2 protein-coding genes are annotated in these 2,359 nt (G+C 34.5%); both read right to left on the bottom strand.

Features of this window, described 5'->3' with window-relative positions:
- Positions 1-630: PTS sugar transporter subunit IIA (locus ACFIO3_RS11630; protein WP_375704501.1), on the bottom strand; the 630-nt coding region annotated here is incomplete at its 3' end.
- A gap of 1,399 nt (positions 631-2,029) precedes the next feature.
- Positions 2,030-2,299 carry a 50S ribosomal protein L27 gene (gene rpmA, locus ACFIO3_RS11625; RefSeq protein ID WP_273723965.1) on the bottom strand — a complete coding sequence of 90 codons (270 nt, stop codon included), beginning with the start codon at positions 2,297-2,299 and terminating at the stop codon, positions 2,030-2,032.
- Positions 2,300-2,359: the final 60 nt, after the last annotated feature.

Raw genomic sequence — 2,359 nt, 5'->3', positions numbered from 1 at the left:
ATATTGACCATGGCGAACTCTGATAGAGCTTTGAGCCTTTTTCGCAAAATCAACCCAAAGAGAAGCTGGTCGTGCATGAAGACCACTTGGATAATCTAAAATCCATTCCTGACACACCGAAAGGTCACCAATAAAAGTTTTTTCTATCTTCATATTTTTGTCAAACAAAGTTGTAACAATTTGCTGCTTGTCCATAGTTGTTGCAAGTACTTCAAGCTGTTTTTTATCAAATAAAAGAGACGTCAATTTTTTACAAATTTCTCTATAGCGATCTGGACACGCTGCAATGGCAATAACCAAATATGCTTTCTTGCCATCCTGCCACTCAACACCAGCAGGAACCTGTATAACAGCAACAGCATCCTTGATAATTAAATCACGATTTTCAGCCATACCATGAGGAATGGCTATACCATTTCCAAGCCAAGTATTGGTTGTTTCTTCACGTGCCAGCATACTTGCCAGATAACATTTATCAACGGCACCAACCTGCACAAGCAATTCAGCAGCAGCATAAATTGCATCATTTTTATGATCAAAAGCAGCTGCAAGTTTTACAGATCTTATAGACAAGATTTCACCATCAGTAAAATCTACATTCATTGCTTCTGCTTTCTCATATCTCATCATGAATTCAAATTGCCTCACATTTGAACACCAATATCTCTGATAAATTCCTTTTCAAAGCTGCATTTCCCAAAATACAAGCTATAAATACCACCACAGCTTTATTTATATTTTACGGAATATAGCTAAGTGAGGTGCTTAAATACCTCAATGTAACCGCTAAAACAATTGGATATTATTATCTAGCCAAGTGCTTAAAATCATCATAAGCAAGTCTGCCTCTTACTCTTTTACTTTACAAAGACAAAAAAACCGTTTTTTACAGCACCAATCACCTGAAAAACTATGCTTTCAAAACGTTCTCATTATCCTAAGTTATTCAACATAACTTTCCATTATTCTCCCTACAAGAAAGCATCCTTCCCAATCATCCGTAACTTCAGCTAATATTTTAATTGATTCCTCAAAGTTTATTTAACCTATTATCCCTCTTTATAAATTCATTACATAATTACAAATTGCTCCATGCAACTTATCATCTTTAAAATTCCGTACTGCCCATCTTATGATATCAAACTCTCGATATATAATATTTATATATTTTAAGCTACACCTTTACTTCAATCAATATCGCAAATACACAATGCCCTCTGTCGCACATTTGCAAAGTACGACACCCTCAAGCACCATCACCAACTACTAAAATCAAGAAAAACTCTACAAATAAGATAAATAAAGTAAAAAATGAAAAGCAGTTATTGCCTTAACCCTAGCTTTTATGCTTGTTTATTTTCAACAATACACAATAATAGTGAAATCAGAAAAAATATTCTTGAAGGGCGCTGATTGCACGTTAGTTATTTTTATATCTTTAAACACCGTCCTCCTTAAAAATATAATTTCACTCTCGATTTACCGAAAATTCCTTAATACACGTCACTTTCAAAGTAGTTTTGACTGCCTTCTTATGGATTTTTTTATCCTTATGTCTTTTTAAATGAATAGCCCCACCTATCCACACTACCACCTAAAAACAGTATGACAACTCATCAATACCACAATGCCGATAAAAAGACCCATCTTTATCAAAATGATTACATAAAGAATGCTCTCATTAAATTTCTCATAATTTTCTGAAAACAAACTGCTTCTCTTATAAGAAATTACTCGACACTTCTTTATACATAAAAAGAAAATCTCTCCTCACTATTATTATACAGAAACTTATCAACAAATTCTATCATAATATCAATATGTTCAGAACTAAATACTAACATAACAACGCACAAACTTTTTCCCTCATTGAGAAAAGTAATTTCCCCAATTCTACCTTTTATCTTCTACATTTATTATAGTACCAACGCAAAAAGGGAAAGATGAGATTCATCTTTCCCTTTTAATACTTATAAAACCACAACTACAATTCAATGAAATCCTGTTTATGGCTAGAGAGTGTTACAGATTACTCTGCTGCCTCCACCATAGGAATGACTGAAACATAGGAACGATTACCCGCTTTGCGTTGAAAAGAAACCTTTCCATTTGATAATGCAAAAAGCGTATGGTCTTTTCCAATGCCGACATTGTTTCCAGGATGCCAACGTGTACCACGCTGGCGAATAATAATATTTCCGGCAATAACGGTTTCACCACCAAATTTTTTAACGCCTAGACGTTTCGATTCTGAATCACGACCATTACGCGAGGAACCACCAGCTTTTTTATGTGCCATAGACGCTCTCCTTTAATCTTTCTTACTCTTTGATGCTACAGATACTTTCTTCTGCGACGC

The organism is Bartonella sp. AD328YNZD (assembly GCF_042196425.1).
Note: the sequence above shows the minus strand (reverse complement) of the source record. Positions and strands in the feature narration are given on the sequence as shown.